General features: G+C 69.1%; 14 protein-coding genes. 9 read left to right on the top strand and 5 right to left on the bottom strand.

The window, feature by feature from the left end; all coding sequences use genetic code 11:
- Positions 1-66: 66 nt before the first annotated feature.
- The 6 genes from WG898_RS13575 (at position 67) to WG898_RS13550 (ending at position 8,860) form a co-directional block, all read left to right on the top strand.
- Positions 67-2,619, top strand: a complete 2,553-nt coding sequence (locus WG898_RS13575; protein WP_339603342.1) for a PAS domain-containing sensor histidine kinase — start codon at positions 67-69, stop codon at positions 2,617-2,619.
- Positions 2,616-3,239: a response regulator transcription factor gene (locus tag WG898_RS13570; protein WP_339603341.1), complete on the top strand. Its 624-nt coding sequence runs from the start codon at positions 2,616-2,618 to the stop codon at positions 3,237-3,239. Before WG898_RS13575 ends, WG898_RS13570 begins: the two co-directional genes overlap by 4 nt.
- A gap of 64 nt (positions 3,240-3,303) precedes the next feature.
- Positions 3,304-4,164, top strand: coding sequence for a bifunctional methylenetetrahydrofolate dehydrogenase/methenyltetrahydrofolate cyclohydrolase FolD (folD, locus tag WG898_RS13565; protein ID WP_339603340.1), 861 nt, complete (start codon positions 3,304-3,306; stop codon positions 4,162-4,164).
- Between the two features lie 4 nt (positions 4,165-4,168).
- The gene (locus WG898_RS13560) at positions 4,169-5,215 is read left to right on the top strand and encodes a S66 family peptidase (protein WP_339603339.1); all 1,047 of its coding nucleotides are present in this window, start codon (positions 4,169-4,171) and stop codon (positions 5,213-5,215) included.
- Positions 5,212-6,669 carry an ATP-binding protein gene (locus WG898_RS13555; protein WP_339603338.1) on the top strand — a complete coding sequence of 486 codons (1,458 nt, stop codon included), beginning with the start codon at positions 5,212-5,214 and terminating at the stop codon, positions 6,667-6,669. The genes WG898_RS13560 and WG898_RS13555 overlap by 4 nt, the downstream gene beginning before the upstream one ends.
- Positions 6,670-6,850: 181 nt before the next feature.
- Positions 6,851-8,860, top strand: a complete 2,010-nt coding sequence (locus WG898_RS13550; RefSeq protein WP_339603337.1) for a M3 family metallopeptidase — start codon at positions 6,851-6,853, stop codon at positions 8,858-8,860.
- Here the strand turns inward: WG898_RS13550 and WG898_RS13545 are convergent.
- Both WG898_RS13545 and WG898_RS13540 read right to left on the bottom strand, forming a co-directional pair.
- On the bottom strand, positions 8,857-11,667 hold the full coding sequence (locus tag WG898_RS13545) for a M16 family metallopeptidase (protein ID WP_339603336.1): 2,811 nt from the start codon (positions 11,665-11,667) through the stop codon (positions 8,857-8,859). The genes WG898_RS13550 and WG898_RS13545 overlap by 4 nt on opposite strands.
- A 16-nt stretch (positions 11,668-11,683) precedes the next feature.
- Entirely contained in the window at positions 11,684-12,355 is a 672-nt protein-coding gene (locus WG898_RS13540) for a FecR family protein (protein WP_339603561.1), read from the bottom strand.
- 100 nt (positions 12,356-12,455) lie between these two features.
- Between WG898_RS13540 and WG898_RS13535 the strand changes: the two genes are divergently transcribed.
- From WG898_RS13535 to WG898_RS13525, 3 genes are all read left to right on the top strand, one after another.
- Positions 12,456-13,193, top strand: a complete 738-nt coding sequence (locus WG898_RS13535; protein WP_339603335.1) for a hypothetical protein — start codon at positions 12,456-12,458, stop codon at positions 13,191-13,193.
- Positions 13,190-14,446 (top strand): caspase family protein, encoded by a 1,257-nt coding sequence (locus WG898_RS13530; protein ID WP_339603334.1) that lies wholly within the window; start codon positions 13,190-13,192, stop codon positions 14,444-14,446. Before WG898_RS13535 ends, WG898_RS13530 begins: the two co-directional genes overlap by 4 nt.
- Before the next feature lie 67 nt (positions 14,447-14,513).
- Positions 14,514-15,227 (top strand): substrate-binding periplasmic protein, encoded by a 714-nt coding sequence (locus tag WG898_RS13525; RefSeq protein ID WP_339603333.1) that lies wholly within the window; start codon positions 14,514-14,516, stop codon positions 15,225-15,227.
- Here WG898_RS13525 and WG898_RS13520 read toward each other — a convergent pair.
- The 3 genes from WG898_RS13520 to WG898_RS13510 form a co-directional block, all read right to left on the bottom strand.
- A complete protein-coding gene (locus WG898_RS13520) occupies positions 15,224-18,046 on the bottom strand; it encodes a caspase family protein (RefSeq protein ID WP_339603332.1) in 2,823 nt (940 codons plus the stop codon). The two genes, WG898_RS13525 and WG898_RS13520, sit on opposite strands and share 4 nt — an antisense overlap.
- Positions 18,047-18,061: 15 nt before the next feature.
- Positions 18,062-19,390: an OmpA family protein gene (locus tag WG898_RS13515; protein WP_339603331.1), complete on the bottom strand. Its 1,329-nt coding sequence runs from the start codon at positions 19,388-19,390 to the stop codon at positions 18,062-18,064.
- Between the two features lie 104 nt (positions 19,391-19,494).
- Entirely contained in the window at positions 19,495-22,446 is a 2,952-nt protein-coding gene (locus tag WG898_RS13510) for an EAL domain-containing protein (RefSeq protein ID WP_339603330.1), read from the bottom strand.
- Positions 22,447-22,448 lie beyond the last annotated feature (2 nt).

Here is a 22,448-nt window from a genome sequence, read left to right as displayed (position 1 = left end):
TTCACATAATGAAATCAAAGGGATTGCTCGCTGGGCCGGCGGCACATGCGCCGGGATAATCACACCATGCTTTCCCGTTTCGATTTCAAGGGCGCCCTGCGCCGCACCCTCACCCCGCTGCAACGCCTGGCCGCCGCCTGGTGGCGGCGCCAGTCGCCCTCGCGCCAGGACCGCTTTGCCACCCTCGGTCCGCTGGTCTCGGTGATGCTGTTCCTGGCGGCCATCATCTTGGCCTTCTGGTACCTGCGCAACGAGGAAATCGAACGCGAGGCCGAGGCTGTCAAGCGCGACACCGAGATCGCCCAGCAGCAGATCCGCGTGCGCCTGAACGAGAACCAGGAAAAGCTGGTGGTGATCGCGCGCGACATCGTCACGCGCGCCATCGACCCACAGGAATTCGGCGTACAGGCACGCGCCTTCGCGCGCGAGCGGCCCGAGGTGACCCATGTGACCTGGCTGACGAACCGCCGCGACCGGCGCGCCAGCGTCAGCGGCGCCGGCTTCCAGGCAGAGAACCTCATGGTGCTGGACGGCGGCGACCCCTCGATGCCCAGCGGCAATCCCAACACTGCGCCCGAGATCGCCTTCCAGGCCGCCAAGGAGCGGCGCCAGGTGGTGTATTCCCAGCCCTTCAGCGACAACAACAGCAGCTCGGTATTCCAGGTGCAGGTGCCGCTGATCGACCGCACCGGCTTTGCCGGCGTGCTGATCGCCGAATACTCGATCGAGGCCCTGCTGCGCTACTACGTGCCCACCGAGGTGGCGGGCCGCCACGCGGTCTCGGTGCTGGACGCACGCGAGCAGGTGATGGCCTCCACCGTCACCCCCATGCCGGGCCAGCGCATCAAGCGCGCCTCCATCGTCTCCGAGGTGCCGCTGGCGCCGGCGCTCAACGGCCTGGTGCTGCGTGGCCAGGGCTATCGCACCTCGATCGGGCTGATCAGCAACACCTTGTTCTGGATGGTGGTGGCCCTGTCGGTACTGACGGTGTGGATGCTCTTGGGCACCTGGAAACATATGCGCCGGCGCATGCAGTTCCAGACCGCCCTGGCCAACGAGACCAATTTCCGCCGCGCCATGGAGAACTCCATGCTCACCGGCATGCGCGCCATGGACATGGACTCGCGCATCTCCTATGTGAACCCGGCCTTCTGCGCCATGACCGGCTTCTCCGAGGCCGAGCTGATCGGCCGCAAGCCGCCCTTCCCCTACTGGCCGCCCGACCGCTTCGAGGAGAACGCGCGCCTGCTGCAGCAGGAGATCCACGGCCGCAGCCCGGCCGGCGGGGCCGAGGTCAAGGTGATGCGCAAGGACGGCACGGTGTTCGACGCGCGCATGTACGTCTCGCCGCTGATCGACCCCAAGGGCAAGCAGAGCGGCTGGATGACCTCGATGACCAATATCACCGAGGCCAAGCGCGTGCGCGACCAGCTCAGCGCCTCGCACGAGCGCTTCACCACCGTGCTGGAGGGGCTGGACGCTGCCGTCTCGGTACTCTCGGTGCAGCAAGGAGAGCTGCTGTTCGCCAACCGCAGCTACCGACTCTGGTTCGGCGCCGACCCCAAGGGCCATGCCATGCTGGCCGGCAGCCAGCTCAGCCGCAGCAAGGACGACCCCGACGCCGACGAGGAGGTGGACGACTACACCGGTCTGCCCGCCCAGCACCTCACCGAGGTGGGCTCGGACCCGCGCGAGGTCTTCATCGAGGGCCTGGAGATGTGGTTCGATGTGCGCGCCCGGTACCTGCAATGGACCGACGGGCGACTGGCGCAAATGCTGATCGCGACCGACATTACCGCGCGCCGCCGCGCCGAGGAGCAAGCCGCCCAGCAGGCCGAGAAGGCCCAGGTCACCAGCCGTTTGATGACCATGGGCGAGATGGCCTCCAGCGTGGCGCATGAGCTGAACCAGCCGCTCACCGCCATCACCAACTACTGCAACGGCATGGTCTCGCGGGTGCGCAACGACGCCATCCAGAAGGACGATCTGCTGGCTGCGCTGGAGAAGACCGCCAAGCAGGCGCAGCGCGCCGGCCAGATCATCCACCGCATCCGCAACTTCGTGAAGCGCAGCGAACCGCAGCGCCAGGCCTCCAGCGCCCACGCCATCGTCGAGGACGCGGTGGAGCTCGCCGGCATCGAGCTGCGCCGGCGCAACGTGGCCATCCACACCTATGTGGCGCAGCGCCTGCCCACCCTGATGGTGGACCCTATCCTGATCGAGCAGGTGCTGATGAACCTGCTCAAGAACGCCGCCGAGGCGATCGACAACGCCGCGCTGCCGGTCTCGCGCCGGCACATCGAGCTGCGCGTGGTGCCCAAGCACACGGCCGAGCTGGGCGGCAATATCGAGTTCTCGGTCACCGACATGGGGCCGGGCCTGCCCGATGAGGTGATCGAGCGCATGTACGAGGCATTTTTCTCCACCAAGTCCGACGGCATGGGCATTGGCTTAGGGTTATGCCGGTCTATCGTGGAGTCGCACCAGGGCCGGATCCGTGCCGAGAACCTCTACAATGGCGCCTCCATCGTGGGGTGCAGGTTCGCCTTCACCATCCCCGTCGAACTATCCCGTCCCGAAGCCTCGGGACCCGCCCTGAACACTGCTGCGACACCATGAGCCTGATTCCGAAGAAGGGCAACGTCTACGTTGTCGATGATGACGAAGCCGTGCGCGATTCCCTGCAATGGCTGCTGGAGGGCAAAGACTACCGCGTCAAGTGCTTTGACTCTGCCGAGTCCTTCCTGAGCCGTTACGACCCGCGCGAAGTGGCCTGCCTGATCGCCGACATCCGCATGGAGGGCATGAGCGGCCTGGAGCTGCAGGACCGCCTGCTGGAACGCCGCAGCCCGCTGCCGGTGGTCTTCATCACCGGCCACGGCGATGTGCCGATGGCGGTGCAGACCATGAAGAAGGGCGCGATGGACTTCATCGAGAAGCCCTTCAAGGAAGACGAGCTGCTGGCCCTGGTGGAGCGCATGCTCGACCAGGCCCGCGAGGCCTTCTCCAGCCACCAGGAAGCCGCCAGCCGCGACGCCCTGCTCTCGCGCCTCACCACCCGCGAGGCCCAGGTGCTGGAGCGCATCGTCGCCGGCCGCCTCAACAAGCAGATCGCCGACGATCTGGGCATCAGCATCAAGACGGTGGAGGCGCATCGCGCCAACATCATGGAGAAGCTGAACGCCAACACCGTGGCCGACCTGCTCAAGATTGCCTTGGGCGCCCCTGCCAAGGCCTGAACACGACATACCCCCATCGAGGCCGCTGCTACAGCGGCCTCTTTGCTTTCTAGGAGTCCTCACCATGACCGCCCAACTGATCGACGGCAACGCCCTCTCCAAGCAACTCCGCGCCGAAGTGGCGCAACGCGCCGCGGCGCTGACGGCCAAGGGGCTCAAGCCCGGCCTGGCGGTGGTGCTGGTGGGCGACAACCAGGCCAGCCAGGTCTATGTGCGCAACAAGGTCAAGGCCTGCGAGGACGCCGGCCTGCATTCGGTGCTGGAGAAGTACGAGGCGACGATGAGCGAGGCCGAGCTGCTGGCGCGCGTCGAGGCGCTCAACAAGGACCCGAGCATCCACGGCATCCTGGTGCAGCTGCCGCTGCCCAAGCACATCGACGACCACAAGGTCATCGAGGCGATCTCGCCCGAGAAGGATGTGGACGGCTTCCACGTCGCCAGCGCCGGCGCGCTGATGGTCGGCGAGCAAGGCTTCAAGGCCTGCACGCCCTATGGCTGCATGAAGATGCTGGAGAGCATCGGCATGCAGGATCTGCGCGGCAAGCATGCGGTGGTGATAGGTCGCAGCAATATCGTCGGCAAGCCCATGGCCATGATGCTGCTGCAGGCCAATGCCACCGTCACCATCTGCCACAGCGGCACCGCCGACCTGGGCGCGATGACGCGCCAGGCCGATGTGGTCGTGGCCGCGGTGGGCAAGCGCAATGTCTTGACCAAGGACATGGTCAAGCCCGGCGCGGTGGTGATAGACGTGGGCATGAACCGCAATGACGAGGGCAAGCTCTGCGGCGACGTCGATTTCGATGGCGTCAAGGACGTCGCCGGCTGGATCACCCCGGTGCCGGGCGGGGTCGGCCCGATGACCATCACCATGCTGCTGGTCAATACGATGGAGTCGGCCGAGCGTGCCGCTGCGAAGGGCTGAACAAATGCCCCTGCCGTGCCGGCCGCGCCCGTTGCGCGAAGGCGACTGCATTGCCCTGTGCGCACCCTCGTCCGGCGTACCGCAGTCGCGCTGGCCTCGACTGGGTAGAGCCATCGCCCACCTGCAGGCACAGGGATTTCAGGTTCGTGAAGGCGCCACGCTACGCCGCCAGCAGCAGCAATGCAGTGCGCCGGCCGCCGAACGTGCTGCAGAGTTGCAGGCCCTGCTGCTGGATCCCACGATTGCGGCAGTGATGCCGCCCTGGGGTGGCGAGCGCGCCATCGAGCTGCTGCCCTTGCTGGATTTCGAGGCCCTGGCGGCCACCACGCCCAAGTGGTTCTGCGGCTTTTCCGACCTCAGCACCCTGCAAGTGCCGCTGTGTCTGCGCGCGGGCTGGATGAGCCTGCATGGCCCCAACCTCATGGAGCTGGGCGCGGCGCAGCTGGATGCCACCACCTCCGCCTATTGGGCCGCCTTGCGCAGCGCGGCGGATCAAGCACTGGTGCAGCAGCCGTCCTCGCATTGGCAAGCCAAGGCGCCGGATTGGGCCGCGACGCCCGATGCGGGCTATGCGCTCACCGAGCCCACGCGCTGGCGCAGCCTGAACCCGGCCGAGCCAACGCTCCATGTGCGTGGCCGGCTGATTGGCGGCTGCATCGACACCCTCGGCCGCATCGCCGGCACCGCGTTTGGCGACCTGCGTTCCTGGGTACAGCAGCCAGGCATCGGGCCGCTGCTGGTGTTCCTGGAAAATGCGGAAATGTCCCCTTGCGAGTTGCTGCGCGCGCTGCACAGCCTGCGCCTGCATGGTTGGTTCGAGCAGGCAGCAGGCATCCTGATCGGACGCCACGCGGCACCCGACGCGCCTGCAGTGGGCATGCTGACTCATGAAGGCGCGATCCGGTCTGCTCTGGGCGATCTGGGGATCCCCGTGCTGCTGGACATGGATATTGGCCACCGCCCTCCCCAGCTCAGTCTGATCCAAGGACACTGGGCCGAGTTGATTGGCGTACCCGACGCGTTTGAATTGCGGCACCTACCCTGCCTATGACGAATCCGGATCGCGATATCGCGCTGATCTCCCAGTTGCTGGCGGAGCCCGCTGAAACAAGCTGGCTGGAGTTCAAGGGCAACAACACCGATCCCGAGATGATCGGCAAGCGGTGTTCGGCCCTGTCCAACGCGGCTCGCATCGACGGGCAGGATCTTGCCTATATGGTCTGGGGTGTTGAAGATGCCGGTCACACCATCATTGGCACGGAGTTCAATCCAGACATCAAGAAGGTAGGCAACCAAGGTCTGTCCCTCTGGCTGGCGAACAGCCTGCAACCGAGCATCGCCTTCTCATTTCGCACCGTCTCTCACCCGAGTGGCCAACTCGTCTTGCTGGAAATTCCGGCCGCGACGGGTGCGCCAGTGGCCTTCAACGGCGTACCCTTTATCCGCATCGGCAGCGCCACGCCGAGACTCACGGACTACCCCGAGCGTTACCAGCGCTTGATTGAGCGCCTGCAACCCTATCGCTGGGAACAAGGCATTGCCCGTCAGTATGTCAGCAGCGACGAAGTGTTGAGCCTGCTGGACTACAGCCACTATTTCCGTTTGACCGGACAACCCTTGCCCGACAACCGTGCCGGCATCTTCGAGAAGCTCGCCGCTGACCGACTGATCACGCGCGACGTCGGCGCGCGCTGGAACATCACCAATCTCGGCGCCATCCTTTTTGCGTCGCGGCTGAGTGACTTCGAGGCCAGCCTGGCACGCAAGGCTGTGCGCTTTGTCGCCTACAGAGGCAAGAACCGCGCTGCCGCGGTCAGCCACCGCCTCGACGGGCAGAAGGGCTATGCCGTGGGCTTCGAAGGCTTGATTGAGTACGTCAACAATCTGCTCCCCAAGAACGAGCACATCGGCGCAGCGCTGCGCGACGAACGGCCGCTTTTCCCAAGTTTGGCGGTGCGCGAGTTGGTGGCCAATGCCTTGATCCATCAAGACATGACCGTCAGCGGCGCCGGCCCGCAGATTGAACTTTTCGAGGACCGCCTGGAAATCAGCAATCCTGGCGCGACATTGGTCAAACCTGAACGCATGATTGACTTGCCGCCACGCTCGCGCAACGAGGCACTGGCATCATTGATGCGGCGCATGAAGATGTGCGAAGAACAGGGCAGCGGGCTCGACAAGGTCGTGCAGTCCTGCGAGCTGTTCCAACTGCCGGCCCCGCTATTCCGGGCCGAAAGCAACGCCACTCAGGCGGTGCTCTACGGCCCCCGCAGCTTTGCAGAGATGACACAAGACGAGCGAGTACGCGCTTGCTACTTCCATGCGGTACTGAAGTTTCTCAGTGGCGACAAGATGAAGAATGCAAGTCTCTGCGCCCGCCTGGGTATCGCCACGAAAAATGCCGCTCAAGCCACTGCGGTGATCAACAAGACATTGGACACCGGCCTGATACGGGTGGCAGACCCGGAACATCCACGCGCTGGCTATGTTCCGCACTGGGCCTGAGGTTCTTGATCGGGTTTTGATGCCGCCGGGAGCGACGCCATGCATGCAAATCTATTTCCTTGCAAATCAACAACTTAACTCCACTGAAGCTGCCGAAATTTCTTGATCGGGTTTTGATCGATCCTCCCAGCGATCTGTCAGAGCATGCATGCCCAAACACTTCGGAAGTGACACTCCTGCAATGAACACCAACCCCTTGCTGTCCACCGCCGCCCTGCCGCATTTCGCGCAGATCCGCCCCGAGCACATCGCGCCCGCCATCTCCGAATTGCTGGCGCAGGCCCAGCAGGCCCTCGCCAAGGCCACCGCAGACGACACGCCGGCCGACTACGACGCGCTGGAGTCCATCCTCAGCGTCGCCACCGAGCGGCTCTCGCATGCCTGGGGCGCCGTCGGCCATCTGAATGCCGTGGCCAACACGCCCGAGCTGCGCGAGGCCTACAACGCCATGCTGCCGGCGGTGACCGAGTTCTATACCAGCCTGGGCGCCGACGAGAAGCTCTACGCCAAATACAAGGCCATCCATGCGAACGCCAGCGCGCTGAACCCGGCGCGCCAGCGCGCCCTGACGCTGTGGATGCGCGACTTCGTGCTCTCGGGCGCCGAGCTGCAGGGCGAGGCCAAGGCACGCTTTGCCACCATCCAGGAGCGCAGCGCCGAGCTGGGCCAGCAGTTCTCCGAGCATGTGCTGGACGCCACCGATGGCTTCGCCTATTACGCCACGGCCGAGGAGCTGGACGGCGTGCCGGCCGATGTGGCGGCGAATGCGCGCGCGGCTGCGCAGGCTGAGGGCCTAGACGGCCACAAGATCACGCTGCATTTCCCCTGCTATCTGCCGGTGATGCAGTACTGCAGCAACCGGGCGCTGCGCGAAACCGTCTACCGCGCCTATGTCACGCGCGCCAGCGAGCTCGGTGCCAAGCCCGAGCTGGACAATAGCGCGCTGATGCAGGAGCTGCTGCAACTGCGCCAGGAAGAGGCGCAGCTGCTGGGTTATGCCAACTTCGCCGAGGCCTCGCTGGTGGCCAAGATGGCCGACTCGCCCACCCAGGTGCTGGAGTTCCTGCGCGAGCTGGCCGCCAAGGCCAGGCCCTTCGCGCAGCAGGACCTGGCCGAGCTGCGCGAATTCGCCGGCGAGGGCGCGGACCTGCAGGCTTGGGACCAGGCCTACTACTCGGAGAAGCTCAAGCAGGCGCGCTACGCCTTCAGCGACCAGGAGGTGCGCCAGTACCTCACCGTGCCGCGCGTGCTGCAAGGCCTGTTCGGCATCATCGAGCGCGTCTTCAATGTGAGCATCGTCGAGGACTGCGCCGAGGTCTGGCATGAGAGCGTCAAGTTCTACCGCCTGGAACGTGCTGCTCAGCCCATCGGGCAGTTCTACCTGGACCTGTACGCGCGCCCGGGCAAGCGCCCGGGCGCCTGGATGGACGAGGTGCGCAGCCGCTGGGCGCGGCCCGAGGGACGGCAACAACTGCCGGTGGCGCAGCTGGTGTGCAATTTCGCTTCGCCCGCCGGTGACAAGCCTGCTTTGTTGACCCACGACGATGTGACGACGCTGTTCCACGAGTTCGGTCACGGCCTGCACCACCTGCTGACCCAGGTCAACGAGCTGGGCGTCTCGGGCATCTCGGGCGTGGAATGGGACGCGGTGGAGTTGCCCAGCCAGTTCATGGAGAACTATTGCTGGGAATGGGAGGTGCTGCAGCAGCTCTCGGCCCATGTGGACACGGGCGAGCCGCTGCCGCGCGCCCTCTTCGACAAGATGACCGCGGCCAAGAACTTCCAGTCCGGCCTGCAGACCCTGCGCCAGATCGAGTTCTCGCTGTTCGACATGCGCCTTCACGCCGAACCGGGCAGCGCTGGCCAGATCCAGCAGTTGCTCGACGAGGTGCGCGCCGAGGTCTCGGTGAACCCGCCGCCCGCCTTCAACCGCTTCCAGCACAGCTTCTCGCACATCTTCGCGGGCGGCTACTCGGCGGGTTATTACAGCTACAAATGGGCCGAGGTGCTGTCGGCCGATGCCTGGAGCGCGTTCGAGGTGGAGGGCGTGTTCAACGCCGCCACCGGCGAACGCTACCTGCAGAACGTGCTGGAGATGGGTGGCGCACGCAGCGCGATGGAGAACTTCAAGGCCTTCCGCGGCCGCGAGCCGCAGATCGACGCGCTCTTGCGCCACCAGGGCATGGCCTAGTTCATGAAGTCGCCGGCGGTGCTGATCACAAAGCCCTCGGGCCGCACCAGCCGGCGCCAGGCGGCGTTCACCTGCGCCAGCGTCGCCGCCTGCAGGCGTGTCTCCTCTTCCTGCTCGGCCAGCCAGCTGCGGCCGTCCTCGCCCAGTGCGTTCAGCTGGGCGGCCAGCTGGCCCTCGTTGGCGCGCGCCTGCAGCGCGGCCTGCAGCAGCGCCGTCTTGGCGCGTGCCAGCTCGGCGGCGCTGACGCCATCGCGCGTCATGCGCGCCAGCTCCTCGTGCACCAGCGCCAGCACGCGCTCGCGGTTCTGCGGTGCGAAGCTGCCGCTGATCACCAGAGCGCCCTCCTGGCCCCAGTAGCTGCTTTCCAGCGAGGCGCCCACGCCATAGCTGAGCCCCTCCTTCTGGCGCACGCGCTCCGACAAGCGGCTCTCGATACCGCCGCCACCGAAGATGTGCACGGCCAACAGCATGGGCAGGTAGTCGGCATCCTTCTGATTCAGCGCGAAACGTTGATCCATGCGCAGGCTGGCATTCGCCTTGTCGCGCACGCTCACGTCGAAACGTGCGGCGGGTATCTCCACATGGGTGGAGAAATGGCGCACGAAACGCGGCGCCTGTGGCTTTTTCCAGCCGCCGAAGAGCCGCTCCAGCGCCTCGTCCAGGCCCGCGGGCAGCGCACCCACCACGGCCACCTGCGCCTCGTTGGCCGACCAGAACTCGGCATGGAAGGCGCGCACCTCATCCAGCGTGATGGCCTGCAGGCGCGCGAGCCGGTCGTCCACGCTGGGCAGGTAGTCGGCGTCGCCGAAGCGCACGCCGCGCGCCTGGTTGTAGTGCAGCCTGGTGGCCTCCTGGCGCTTGGTTTCCAGCTCCTCGCGTGAACCGCGCAGCGCGGCCAGGCCGGCCTGCTTGATGCGATCGAAGGCATCCGCGGGCAGGGCCGGACGCTGCAGCAGTTCGGCAGCCAGCTGCAGCGCCTCCAGCAAGGTGTCGCGCTCGGCGCTCAGGTAGAGCGTGGCGCCCTGCGCGCCGCCGACCACGCGCAGGCCCGCCTTCAGGCGCACCAGCTCGTCGCGCAGTTGCTGCTTGTCCAGCGTCGTGCTGCCCTCGGTGAGCAGGTCGTCCACCAGATCGCCGCCGCGCAGCGGCTTCATGGCCTGGCGCTCGCCCCAGCGCAGCTGCAGCTGCAGCAACACGGTGTTGCCGCGCGTGCGCTTGTTGAGAACTTGCAGCTTCATGCCGCTGGGCAGCTGGCGGCGCTCGGTGCGCGCCTCCAACTGCGCCGGCGTCGGGTCGAAGCGCTCGCCCTCGTCGAGCTTGGGCGGGCCCTGCAGATGCGCCAGGCGCTCGTCCAAGGACGGCGCCGCGGGGATCTCGACGCGCTCGACCTGCTTGGCCGGCAGATAGCGCCCCAGCGTGCGGTTGGCCGGACGCAGGTAGGCGCGGCGCACCCGCTCCACATCGTCCAGCGTCACGCGAGGCAGGTCCTCCATCAACTGGAACAGCAGGCGCCAGTCGCCCGCGCCCAGCAGCGACGAGATCTGCTGGATCAGGGCCTCGGGCCGCTTCATCTGCTCGCGGTAGGTGAGCAGCGCCAGCTCGCGCACGCGCTGCAGTTCGGCCGCGTCGAAGGGTTTGCCGGCACGCCCCTCCAACAGCTCCAGCAGGCGCTGCTCCACCTTGGCCGCGTCGGCATCCGGCGCCAGCGCCACGAAGGCACGCACCGCGCCGGGCCCCTGCCCGCCCATGCCGCCCAGGCCGGCGGCCAGCGCCAGCTTGTTTTCCACCAGCTCCTTGTAGAGCAGGCCGCTGGGCTGCAGCGACATCAGCATGCCCAGCACCATCAACGGCGCCGAATCTTCATGGGCCGCGGCAGGCACGTGGTACTGCACCATCAGCATCGGCTGCCCGCCCACGCGGCGCACCACCACGCTGCGCTCACCATCCTGGGCCGGCTCCACCGTATAGGGTTCGCGCAGCGGCGCAGCCGGGCGCGGCAAGGGGCCGTAGATGGCGGCGATCTGCTTGAGCACCTGCTCGGGCTCGAAGCGCCCGGCCACCAGCAGGGTGGCGTTGTCGGGCCGGTAATAGCGCCGGTAGAAGGCCTGCAGGTTCTCGATCGGCACGTTCTCGATATCGCTCTTCGGGCCTATGGTCGAGTGGCCGTAGGCATGCCAGTCATAGGCTACCGCCTGCACGCGCTGGAACAGCACCTGGTTGGGGTTGTTCTCGCCACGCTCGAACTCGTTGCGCACCACGCTCATCTCCTTGTCGAGATCGGCGCGGGCAATGAAGGCGTTGAGCATGCGGTCGGCTTCCAGCTTCAGCATGAAGTCCAGCGTCGGCTCGCTGGCATTGAAGGAGGCGAAGTAGTTGGTGCGGTCGGTGGTGGTGCTGCCGTTGAAGCGCACGCCGCGCGCGGCCAGCTCGCCGGCGATGTCCTTGTGTGTGGGCGTGCCCTTGAACACCATATGCTCAAGCAGATGCGCCATGCCGTACTCGCCCTGCGATTCATGCCGGCTGCCCACCCGGTAGGTGATGTTGACGGTGGTGGTGCTCTGCGCCTCGTCGGGGAAGAGCAGGATCTGCAGCCCGTTGGGCAGGCGGTATTCCGAAATGCCGCCGAGCTCGCGCACGAACTCGGCCTTTGCCAGCGGCGGCGCGCTGCGCTTGAGCGGCTGCTGCTTCTGCGCACCTATGCTTGCCGCCGGCTTGGCGGCTGCGCCAGCGGGCGGCACGGCGACCAGCAATGCCAGCGCCAGACCGGCGGCCACCCAGGCCGCCGGCCCAGCGAACTTCGATGTCATTGCAAGCTTTCCTCGATCAGAAACCGCCCAGTCGCTGCTGGAGTTGCTGCACGCGCTCGGCCGACCAGGCCGCCGCCTCGCTGCACAGACCCTGGGCATCGCAGCGCGTGCCATTGCGCGCCGCCTGCAGCAGCACCGGCCTGGGCTTGCGCAGGCCGCGCGTCTGGCCCAGCGCCGGCGCCTTGCTGCTGAAGGGGGCGCTGGCCGCGCCATCGGCGCCGGCTTCGGTCTCGGCCGGCAACGGCTCGACCGCCACCGCACCGCTGCTCACATGCACGGCGGTGGCCAGGTCGCTCGCCACCTCGACGCTGAATTCGGTGCCGCGCACCGCCGTCACCGCGGTGGGCGTGCGCACGCGCCAGCTGCCGCCGGCGGCGGGCTTGACCTGCTGGCCGATCAGGCCCAGCTGCAGCAGCAGGGCGGCCTCGCGCGGTTGTCCCGGCCCCTGCACGAAGCGTTCGATGCGCAGCTGGCTCCGGTCCGCCAACACCAGGGTCGAGCCGTCGATGAAGCGCAGCCGCACGCGCGCCTGCGCCCCGCTGCGCAACTCGGCGCCCGGCTCCAGGCGCTCGCCGGCGCGCAGGCTGCGTGTGCCGGCCGCATCCTGCACCTGCACCTCGCCCACCAGGGCCGCCACCTCGCACACCGGCTCGGCCAGCGCGGCCCCGCCCAGCAGGCTCAGAATCATCAACAAGCTGCGCATTTTTGCTCCCCGAGTGGCCGCATCGGGCCCAGTCTAAGGCCGCGCGCGGTCGCAGAATCAGACTTCCATTCACCAAGATGCCGATATGGTCACGATTCCGAACAAGGCACTGCTGCTGGGCCTGACGCTGGCGCCGCTCATGGCCGGCGCGCAGGAGTCGGTCAACGCGCAGCTGGATGCCTGCATCCGCGAACAGCAGCGCGCCGCCAGCGTCAAGGGGGCCGCGCTCGGCGCCTTGGGCAAGCTGGGCTCGGCCCTGCTGTCGCGCCGCCAGGAGCCACGTGAAGAGCGCCACAGCGAAGGCCGCCAGCTCACGCTCAGCATCGGCGGCGGTGCCGGCATGGGCCTGGCCAGTGCCTGGTTCAAGGCCGCCGGCGCCTGCTACGAACAGCATCCCGACTGGATCCCCGCCTCGCAGCTGCAGCGCGGCGCCGACTATGCGCGCGCCATCGCCGAGACCGGCTACCGGCCCGAGATGGGCCCCCTGCTGCAGCTGCGCGCGCTTGACATGCCAGGCCGCGTGCGTGCCGGCGAGAACCTGGAGATCCGCAGCGCCTTCGTGCTGCTGACCCCGCTGGGTGACGAGGCCGAGGTGTTGATCGAACGCCGGCTGTTCGCGATCGCCGACGGCAAGGAGCAGGCCCTGCCTTTCACCGGCCACGCGCGCGAGAGCCGCGTGCTGGCGCCCGGCGAGAGCCTGGACCTGGCGCGCCTGCCCATCCCCAAGGAGGTGCCGGTGGGCGTGGCCTACCGCTACGAGTTCAGCGTCGCCGCCGCCGGCCTGCCGGCGCGCACGCTAAGCGCCACGGTGCAGGTGGAATGATGCAGCGCCGCCACTTCACTGGCACGCTAGGCCTGCTGCTGGGCGGCTGCGCGAGCCCGCAGATGCCCGGCTACCAGAGCGGCTACCAGGGCCATCAGGTGCCCGAGCATCTCATCGAGCGCATCCGGCTCAAGCTGCGCGAGCATGGCCTGCCCGAGGCCAGCGTGGCGCGCGACATGGTCGGCCGCGTGCAGCTGCTGGGGCGCTACCGCGATGAGGACGAGGTGGAACGCGCCTTCCTGATCGTGCAGTCCATCGTCGGCCTGAAGTCCTGCTCGCCGCAATATCCCAGCGAGGTGCGGCAGCGGCATTGGGAGCGCGAGGCTGTGCAGGCCATGGCTGAGCATGCGCGCCGGTTGACGCAGGCGCGGCGCCAGGCCCAGGATTCGGGCAGCCGCAAGCTGGCCCTGGTGGTGGGCATCAACGAATTCATGGACAGCGCCCACCTGCGCCCCATCCAGGGCGAGGACGACGCACGCCTGGTCGCCACCCAGCTGGGGCGCGCCGGCTACGAGGTCAGCGCGCTGCTGGGCGCGCAGGCCAACAAGGCCGCCATCGAGGCCGCCCTGCTGCGCATGGGCGAGCGGCTCGGCCCGGCCGACAGCCTGTTCCTCTACATCTCCAGCCATGGCAACCCGCCCCTGCCATCACCCAAGGGGCAGGGCCAGCACCGCATGTCGATCGCCGCCTACGATTCCGGCGACGTCGGCGGCAGGCCCAGCCGCGACGCCACCGAATACCTGCTCAAGCTGCAGGCCAGTTCGGTGCACGACCGGCTGGTGCAGCGGTTGGCGCGCCAGGCGAGCCGCGTCACCCGCGTGCTGGTGGACACCTGCTACAGCGGCGACATGCTGACCGACATGGACGCCGACAGCCGCGCCCAGATGCTGCGCGCCAATGGCGGCCGGGTCGATGTGGAAGGTGTGTCGCTGGCGGCCTGGAGCGCCGATGCGCCGCCCAGCGGCTATGCCTTCATCACCGCCACCAGCGAGGGCCAGGAAAGCCTGGGGCCGCCGGTGCGGCCGGGGCTGTTCGCCAGCCCGCTAGACCCGCAGCGCGCGCTGCGCGGCAGCTTCTTCACCCAGGCCTTCTTCGACTATCTGGCGCATTACCAGGGCCTGATCCAGCCCGCCTTCGAGGCCGCCCAGCGCTTCACCGCGGCCCAGGCCCTGGCGGTCAGTGCCGGCAGCCGCCAACAGCTGCCGCGCCTGTTCAGCACCCTGGCCGCGGACGACAACAATTTGTACCGCTGAGCCGGCCGCGACGGCTGAGAATGCTTAGGATCGAAGCACGGCCCCAAATTCTGGAGGCGGCGCTGACATGAAGTCGTTGGTTCCTCTGCTCGCGCTGTGCGCCACCCTGCTCTGCCCGCCCTGCGGCGCCGCCGAGCCGCTGCGCATTGCCAGCTGGAACCGCAGCAGCGAGCCCGCCACCCAGGCCGCCGAAGCGGTGCTGAACCGCGCTTATGCGGAGCTGGTCCAGCCCATCGAGTTCGTCGAATTGCCGGTGCGCCGCGCCCTGCGCGCCCTGTTGGCCGGCGAGGTGGACGCCAATCTCTACCGCATCGCCGCGCTGGCCCAGGAGCAGCCCCAGCTGCACCGGGTCGAGACGCCGGTGCTGACGCTGGCGGCATACAGCTACGCCAACAAGGACGGGCCGCGCCCGGCCAAATGGGGCGACCTGGCGGGTCTGCGCGTCGCTCATCTGCGCGGCGTGCTGCTGATCGAGCAGCAGGTGCCGGCCGATGCGCGCCGCGTCGAGGCTGGCACGGTCGACGAGCTGTTTCGCCTGCTGGCGCTGCAGATGGTCGACGTGGTGGTCACGGTCGAAGCGCGTCTGGCCTTGCCGCTCGGCCAGCGCGTGAGCCCGGCGATTGCGCGCGCCGATGCCGAGCTGGCCGCGCTGCCCATGCACCATTACCTGGGCGAACGCCATGGCGAACTCGCGCGCCGCCTGGACGCGGTGCTGGCGCGCCTGAAGGCCAGCGGCGAACTGGATCGGCTGCTGCAGCGCCACCTGCAGCCGACGCGTTAGCGAAGCAGCAGCGGGAAATCCATGCCGGTAGAGCTGACCACCGGGAACTGCTCCTCGGAGCGGTAGCGCATCGACAGTTCCGGCAGGGCCTGTTCCACATACACCATCAGCTTGCGCGCGGTGATGTCGCGCCCCTGCGCGGCGGCCTTGCCGGCCAGGCCCTCCAGCAGGGCGTAGGTGAAGATGCCGTGGCCCAGCACGTCGAGTTCGCTCGCCAGTTGTTCCTTGGTGGTGGCCGCGATCAGGTGGGTGCCGGTGGCGCGCGCCAGCTGGGACAGCACGCGGCGCTCCTCCAGGCCACGAAAGCCCAGCACCGCTGCGCCGGACTTGCAGGCGTCGATCAGCACCACCACCTTGCGTGCCGGCATCGCCCTGAGCGCTTCGGCCAGCTCGCGCGCCGACAGGCCGCCGGCACGCAGCTGCTCCTCTTGCTCGGGCCGGGTCAGCTCATGCGGAATGAAGTACCACTCGTCGCGCAGCGTCTCGCCATGGCCGGCGAGATAGACCACCACCACGTCCTCCTCGCTGCTGCTGCCCAACTCGCGCAGCCCGGCCATGATGTTGAGCTTGGTGGCCCGCTCGTCCAGCAGCTCGGTGACCTGCACGCTGCCGAACAGCCGGCTGCCGGCGGCGCGGAACAGCTTCGCCAGCCCGCGCGCGTCGGGCACCGAGAAGTTCAGGTTCAGCTGGCCGTTGCGGTAGCTGTTCACACCTACCGTCAGCAGCCTCAGGCCGGGCTGCGAGGGGGCCTCGTCGGGCCGGCGCAGCGCCAGCTCGGCCGGCGCGGACTCGGTGCGATCGCTCGCCAGGGCGACCGCGCGCAGCAGGTTGTCGCCGCGTTCCAGCGTCAGTTCGAAGCGCTGCTCCAGCGCGCCTGCCTTGACGCTGCGCGCATCGGGCCGCAGCGTCGTCACCAGCTTGCCGTTCAGGTACAGGCGCAACTCATCCAGGCCGCCGCCGCGGTCCAGCGCCCGCACCAGCAGCGCCAGCTTGCCCTGCAGGGGCGGCTGCGTCGGCGCCGCGATGCTGACCAGTGGCGGCAGCTTCAGGCCCTGCCGCGGATCCTCGGCCGGGGCCTGGCCGGGCTGTTCGGTCAGCGCGCTGAACACGCCGCGCGGGTCGAACCGGCGCTCGCTGAAGCGCGCCAGCGGCAGGAATTCCGCGGCCTGGTCGGGGCCGCGGTTGAGGTGCCAGCCGACATGCTGCTCGCCACCCTGCCCGGCCATGAAGCGGCCGTCGGGCGTCCAGAGCACCCAGGCACGTCGATCACCATGGGCAAAAAAGGCCAGCACCTCCTCGCCATCGCTGCGGCGCTGCCAGCGTATCGTGCCGTCGCCGAACGCCGCCACCACCCAGCGACCGTCGGCGCTGAGTTGCAGCGCGAAACAGGGCGCGCTCACCGGGCGCCGCCACAGCTCGCGCGCCTGGGCATTGAGCAGGCGCACATGCCACTGGCTGCCCAGCGCCGCCACGCTGGCGTCGGCCGCCAGGGCCAGGGCGGTCGTCATCTCGCCCGGCTCGAGCGCGATCGCGCGTCCGTTGAGCGTGGGCGCCAGCCCGTCCTGCCAGCCTTGCACCTGCAGGCCGGGCAGCTGCTGCATGGCGGCCGGCCAGGCCTGCGTGGGCGGCCGCCAGGCAAAGCCGCGCAACTCGAAGCGCGCCGGCTCGGCACCGCCGAAGCCAAAGCCGAACTGCAGGCCCATGGCGTCGGCGGCGAGCCGAAAACCGCCCCAGTTGGCGCGAAAGTCGGCGCGCTGCGCCTGCACCCTTGCCAGCATGCGCTCGCCCTGCAGCAGGCCCCAGGAAGCGTCGGCCGAGGCAAAGGCCAACCGGTCGCCGGGCAGGGGCAGCAAGTCGGTGATGCTGTCGCTGGCCAGGTCCAGATCGGGCAACGCCTGTGCGTCGCGCAGACGCCAACGCTTGAGCCCATGCCGGGCCGGCGCGCCGCGCCAGGTACCCGCCGCCAGCAGCTGGTTGCCGTCGGGCGACCAGGCCACGCTGCTGAGCGCGCCCGTGCCGCCTTCCCCTGCACTCAGGCGCAGCAGCGGCGCCAATGTGGCGGCGTCCAGCACCGCCACGCGCGCCGCGTCGGCCTGGCCCACTGCCAGCCGCGCACCCTCGGGCGAAAACGCCAGGCCATGTGGCTGGCCAGCAAGCTGGCTGCGGCGCTGCAACCAGGGCGCACCGCCGCGCAACTCATACAGGCGCAGCGCGCCGTCGTAGGCGCTGGTGGCGAGGCGCTTGCCGTCCGGGCTGAAGGCCAGGCCATAGGCGTCGCCGCCATAGTCCGGATCGGCGCCCGCCAGGCGGCTGCTGGCCCAGCCGTCCTGGCTGCGCTGCAACTGCAGGCCCTGCCCGCCCCAGAACAACAGGGCCAGGCTACGGCCATCGGGCGAGAAGGCCAGGCGATTCACGACATTGGGCAGATCCCGGATGCGCGAAAGGAGTTGCCCGTCCGCGCAACGGAACAGGTAGACCTCGTTCTCGGCCGACCAACCGGCCACCGCGGCCACGCTGCCGTCGGGCGTCAGCGCGCCCGCGTAGAGCTTGCCCTCGTTGCCCGGTCCGATCGGCGGCCTCAGCACCATCAGGAGGCGCTGGTCGGCGCTGCGCCATAGCCGCGCGGTCTTGTCCTCCGAGACCGTCAGCAGCACGCCACCCTGGGCATCGCTGGCCAGCTGACGGATGCTGGCCTGGTGGCTGCCGGTCTCGATGCGCAACTGCGGCGCCGCCGGCTCTGCCCAGGCCAGCGCGCAGCACCAGAGCAAGGCCGCCCAGGCGCCGGCGCGCCCGATCCATGGCAGCGTCGTGCTGGGCATCGAACCTCCAGCCGCTCAGGCCTGGCAGGCCAGCGGCCTGAATTCGACGCGCCTGTCCAGCATGTCGGAAACGTCGTCGCGGCCGGTGCCGATCAAGGTTTCACGCGAGCCATAGCCGGCCGCGATGATGCGCCGCGCCAAGGCCGGCATCTCGGCCAGCAAGCGCCTTCTCACATGCTCGGCGCGCAGCGCCGAGAGCCGCTCGTTGAGCACCTCGGATCCGCCGCGGCTGGCATGGCCGGCCACCTCCAGGCAGGCGCCCTGGCGGCCGCCGAGCCGCTGCGCGATCGACTTCAGCCAGAGTTCGTTGGGCGCCTGCTTGCTGTCGGCCGCCAGCGAGGTGGAGCCGGTTCCGAACAGCAGCAGCATCGCCAGCTGGCCCTGGGCCAGGCCATAGTCGACGATCTGACCGAAGCTCTGCAGCGCAGCCTCGCGACGACCGAGCTTCCAGTTCGCCAGATAAAGGCCGTTGAGCACGCGCAGCTGCTGGCCGGCACTGCTGGCCTGGGCCTGGGTGAAGAGCTGCAAGGCCTCGCGATACTGCGCTGCGTTGTAGGCGCGCACCGCCGCGTCCACCAGGCTGGCAGTGACCAGCGACTCGACATAGCTGGCCTGTATGGCATCGCCCGCCTTGGAGGCCTGGCAGGTCTTGACATAGCCATCCACGTACGCGTCCTTGGACCAGGCCGGCGCGTCGGCAAAAAAGGCCAAGGGGGTCGCATCCACCGTCTCCATGCGCGAACGCGCCACCGTCTTGCTCACCAGGCGCCCCGATTTGAGGTCCACCATGGCCAGGCAGAAACGGTACATGGCGCGTTCACCCTCGGTCTTGCCCTGCTGGTTGATCGGCGTGAAAGTGCCCACCACCAAGAGCGGCGACTGCGCCAGGGCCGCGGCGCTGAAGGGCTTGAGTTCGAACTGCGGATAGCTGCTTCTGGCCAGTTGCACGATGCGCGCCTCGATGGCCTGGGTGGCCTTGGTCTGCATGCGCGTGACGCCGTCGATCAGCGGGTCTATCAGGACCGTGTAGCGCCCACCGGCCGAGGCCTGCACCGCTGCCAGATTGGCCTTGGAGAACAGCGCATGGGCAGCGCTCAGCACGGCCTCGGCATGCTCCAGCGTCGGTGGCGGTGGCGGCACAGGCGCCGCGGGCGCGGCGGGCGCGGCGGGCGCGGCGGGCGCGGCGGGCGGCAAGGGCGGCAAGGGCGGGGTGGGCGTTGCGGGCGCGGCAGAGTCAGGCGGCGGAGCGGCAGCGGGACCGTGGCCGCAGGCAGCCAGGCCGGCCGCCAAGAGCAGCGCCATCCCGCCAGCCAGGACAAACCGAGAGCAGTCTGAGCGCTTCATGCTTGGCCTCCAATGGCAGGCAGTCCCGCCTGTGGTCAGGGCTTTGCGGGCCTGTCGAGCAGCTGTTATAGGCCCGCCGCCCTGCCAGGGCAAGCACTCCCTGCTCAAACAGTGCGGCGCGGGCCCTCGCCCAGCACCCAGCGCTCGGCCTCGGCCGCCGGCAGCGCCTTGGCGAACAGCCAGCCCTGCCCCACCTGCACGCCCAGCTGCAGCAGCAGCGCCGCCTGGGCCTCGTCTTCCACGCCCTCGGCCAGGGTCTGTTTGCCCAGTGCCAGCGCCAGGCCGACGATGGTGCGCACGATCTCCTGCGCCTCGCGCCCGGCCGCCAGCCGTATCACGAAGCTGCGGTCCACCTTGAGGGTGTCGAAGGGAAAGCGGTGCAGATAGGCCAGCGATGAATAGCCGGTACCGAAGTCGTCGATCGAGAGCTTGAAGCCCAGCCTGGCGAGCTCCTGCAGCAGCTCGGCGCTGCGCTGCGGATGGGCCATCGCCATGCTTTCGGTGACCTCCAGCTTGAGCTGGTGCACCGGCACCTCGCCCAGCGCCGCCAGGGTGGCGCGCGCGTCCGCCATCAGCTCGAGGTCGCGCGCCAGCTGCACGCCCGAGAGGTTCACCGCGATCTCGCCGCGAAAGCCCAGTCCATGCCAGCGGCGCAGCTGGGCGGCCGCCTCCAGCAGGGTCCAGCGGCCGATCGCGGCGATCTGGCCGCTCTCCTCGGCCACCGGGATGAAGTCGCCCGGCATCACCAGACCCTTGACGGGATGGCGCCAGCGTATCAAGGCCTCGAAGCCCAGCAGGCTGCGATCGCCCAGACGCACAAAGGGCTGGTAATGCAGCTGGAACTGGTCGCCCGCGGCCAGCGCCAGGTCGATCTGCTCGCGCATCCAGCGGCGCGATTGCTCCAGCAGCTGCTCGGCCGGATCGAACACATGGCTGTGGCCAGCCCCGTCGGCCTTGGCGCGCGCCAGCGCACCTTCGGCCGCCGCCAGCAGTTCCTCGGCCCCCTGCGGCCCCTGCTGGGCATGGACCCAGCCCAGGCAGGCGCTCACCCGCAAGACCTGACCCGCGCCGATCTGCACCGGCGCCTCCAAGGCGGCCAGCACCTGAGCCGGCAGGCGCTCGGCCGGGCCGCAGGCCAGGGCGATGCCGAACTCGTCGCCGCCCAGGCGCGCCAGCAGGCCGCCGCGCTCCCCCACCAGCGCGCGCAGCCGCGCCGCCGTCTCGCGCAGCACCGCGTCGCCAGCCAGCGTGCCATGCGCCTCGTTGAGGGCGCGAAACTCGTCCAGGCCCAGCAGGATCAGCAGGCCAGCGCCGGGCTGCTGCTGCAGCAGCTGCTGCAGCTGCTCGCGAAACAGCGCGCGGTTGGCCAGGCCGGTGAGGCGGTCGTGCAGGGCGTCGAAGCTGATCTGCTGCTGCAGGCGGCGCGCCTCGCTGATGTCGGTGAGCGAGCCCGCCATGCGCAAGACCTGGCCCCCGGCACGCGTGGCCAGGCCGCGCGCCAGCAGCCAGCGCTCCTGCCCGCCCTGGTGGAAATGCAGCACATGGTGGAACTGCAGGCTGCGCCCCTGCAGATGCGCCTGCAACTCGGCATCGAAGGCGCGCCGCTCGGCCTCGTCCAGCGGCAGGGTCCAGGCCGCCATGCCCTGGCCGGCCTGGGCCTCGTCCAGGCCCATCAGCGCCAGCCAGCGCGCCGAGTAATAGACCTGCTGGCTGCGCAGATCCCAGTCCCACAGCCCATCGTTGGCGCCCTGCGCCGCCAGCGCGTAGCGCTGCTCGCTGGCCTGCAGGGCCTGCAGCGCCGCACGCTTGCGCGCCAGCTCGACGCCAGCGCGCAGGCTGATCGCGCCCAGGCAGGCCGCGCCCAGGGCGAGCGCCGGAAAGGCGAGCGAGAAGATGCGCTGCTGCTGCACGAACTGCGCCTGCGCCAGCGCCAGCAGGGCCAGCGCCAGCAGCGCCAGGCTGGGCAGCGCGCGCCGCGGCGGCCACCAGGCCAGCAGACCGACCGCCAGCGCGGGCAGGCACAGCATGGCGGCCAGCTCGGCGGCGCCGGCCCAGCGCGGGCGCTGCAGCGCGCGGCCACTCAAGATGTTGTCCACCACGGTGGCGAGGCGCTCCACGCCAGGCAGGCCGGCGTCGAAGGGGCTGGGGAAATGGTCGCCCGCGCCGAGCGCCGACACGCCCAGGATGGCGATGCGGCCGGCCAGGCGCGCGGGGGCCACCTTGCCATCCAGCAGCTCCACCAGGCTGAGGCGCTCGAACTGCCCCGCCGGGCCGTAGTAGTTGACCCACAGGCGCGAGAGCTCGTCCAGCGGCACATGCAGAGGGCCGATGTCGACCGCCTCGCCGTAGCGCACCGTGGCCTCGCGCCAGTCCAGGCCGCGCGCCTGCACCGCCAGGCGCAGCGCCAGCGAGGGGTAGGCCTCGCCATCCAGGGCCAGCGCCGGGAAGTCCCAGCGCAGGCTGCCGTCGCTGCTGCGCGGCACGCTCACATGGCCCAGCGCCGCGGCCGCATCGGCCAACGCCGGCAGCGGTGCCAGCAGTTGTGTCGGCTGGTAGGCGTAGCGCGCCAGCCTTTGCTCGGCCTCGCTGTTGCTGGTGTGCGCAAAGGTCTGGGCCAGCAGGCGCGCGCTGGGGGCCTGATCGGCGCGGCCCTGGTCCGGCAGCGCAAACGGGATCAGCACCGGGTCGGCCGCGCGCAGGGCCGCTGCCAGCGCGGCATCGTCGGCCGCACGCTCACCCTTGGAAGGCTCCAGCAGCAACATATCCAGCGCGATCGCGCGCGCGCCGCCGGCATGCAACAGGCGCACTGCGCGTGCCAGTTCGGCACGCCCGGGGACCACCCCGCCGAGCCGCTGCAGGCTGGCATCGTCCACCGTCACCAGCACGATGGGCTCGGCACTGGCCGGCTGCAGCGGGCCGCGCCAGAGCGTCTGTGCGTCCAGGGTCCATTGGTCCAGCCGTTCCAGCATCGAGACCGCGGCACGCTGCTGCCACAGCAGCATGGCGAACACCGTGGCCAGCAGCCAGACCAGGAACCAGGGCGCGCGAGGCGTCATGC

Source organism: Paucibacter soli (assembly GCF_037482845.1).
Classification (GTDB): domain Bacteria; phylum Pseudomonadota; class Gammaproteobacteria; order Burkholderiales; family Burkholderiaceae_C; genus Paucibacter_B; species Paucibacter_B soli.
The sequence above is the reverse complement of the archived record's forward strand: the minus strand, read 5'-3'. Positions and strand labels throughout refer to the sequence as shown.

What these genes read in the sequence shown, in the direction of transcription:
- WG898_RS13575 (WP_339603342.1), top strand. Translation starts at nt 67, where the DNA reads ATGCTTTCCCGTTTCGATTTCAAGGGCGCCCTGCGCCGCACCCTCACC.
- WG898_RS13570 (WP_339603341.1), top strand. Translation starts at nt 2,616, where the DNA reads ATGAGCCTGATTCCGAAGAAGGGCAACGTCTACGTTGTCGATGATGAC.
- folD (WP_339603340.1), top strand. Translation starts at nt 3,304, where the DNA reads ATGACCGCCCAACTGATCGACGGCAACGCCCTCTCCAAGCAACTCCGC.
- WG898_RS13560 (WP_339603339.1), top strand. Translation starts at nt 4,169, where the DNA reads ATGCCCCTGCCGTGCCGGCCGCGCCCGTTGCGCGAAGGCGACTGCATT.
- WG898_RS13555 (WP_339603338.1), top strand. Translation starts at nt 5,212, where the DNA reads ATGACGAATCCGGATCGCGATATCGCGCTGATCTCCCAGTTGCTGGCG.
- WG898_RS13550 (WP_339603337.1), top strand. Translation starts at nt 6,851, where the DNA reads ATGAACACCAACCCCTTGCTGTCCACCGCCGCCCTGCCGCATTTCGCG.
- WG898_RS13545 (WP_339603336.1), bottom strand. Translation starts at nt 11,667, where the DNA reads ATGACATCGAAGTTCGCTGGGCCGGCGGCCTGGGTGGCCGCCGGTCTG.
- WG898_RS13540 (WP_339603561.1), bottom strand. Translation starts at nt 12,355, where the DNA reads ATGATTCTGAGCCTGCTGGGCGGGGCCGCGCTGGCCGAGCCGGTGTGC.
- WG898_RS13535 (WP_339603335.1), top strand. Translation starts at nt 12,456, where the DNA reads ATGGTCACGATTCCGAACAAGGCACTGCTGCTGGGCCTGACGCTGGCG.
- WG898_RS13530 (WP_339603334.1), top strand. Translation starts at nt 13,190, where the DNA reads ATGATGCAGCGCCGCCACTTCACTGGCACGCTAGGCCTGCTGCTGGGC.
- WG898_RS13525 (WP_339603333.1), top strand. Translation starts at nt 14,514, where the DNA reads ATGAAGTCGTTGGTTCCTCTGCTCGCGCTGTGCGCCACCCTGCTCTGC.
- WG898_RS13520 (WP_339603332.1), bottom strand. Translation starts at nt 18,046, where the DNA reads ATGCCCAGCACGACGCTGCCATGGATCGGGCGCGCCGGCGCCTGGGCG.
- WG898_RS13515 (WP_339603331.1), bottom strand. Translation starts at nt 19,390, where the DNA reads ATGAAGCGCTCAGACTGCTCTCGGTTTGTCCTGGCTGGCGGGATGGCG.
- WG898_RS13510 (WP_339603330.1), bottom strand. Translation starts at nt 22,446, where the DNA reads ATGACGCCTCGCGCGCCCTGGTTCCTGGTCTGGCTGCTGGCCACGGTG.